A 357-nucleotide genomic window follows, 5' to 3' on the forward strand; every position below is an offset into this window, starting at 1 on the left:
CCCGTGCCCGGGCCGACCGCGGCCCGCCGCCGAACGCGTCCCGGTGGCATCTCTACCCAGCGGGTTCCGCTGAGCATCGCTTCGGCCCGCCACCAGCTCGTGACAATTCCCACCCGGAAGCACGCCGGGCCCGCGCCGGCGTGCGGCGCGGGCCCGACGTGCGGGAGATCCGGGGATCAGGCCTGGCGGACGGCCTCGCCCTCGATCTCGATCTTGATCTTCTTGCCGACCAGCACGCCGCCGGTCTCCAGCGCGACGTTCCAGGTGAGGCCGAAGTCCTCCCGGTCGATCTCGGCGCTGGCGGAGAAGCCGAAGATGTCCTGGCCGAACGGGCTGCGGCCGGCGCCCTCGAACGCC

The 357-nt window shown here is 73.4% G+C and carries 1 protein-coding gene; it reads right to left on the reverse strand.

Translation table 11 applies throughout. The features are described from left to right. Positions 1-176 precede the first annotated feature (176 nt). The coding region (locus tag C1I99_RS32135) for a YceI family protein (protein WP_146604134.1) at positions 177-357 on the reverse strand (181 nt) is incomplete at its 5' end.

It is taken from the genome of Micromonospora deserti (assembly GCF_003236335.1).
GTDB classification, from domain to species: domain Bacteria; phylum Actinomycetota; class Actinomycetes; order Mycobacteriales; family Micromonosporaceae; genus Micromonospora; species Micromonospora deserti.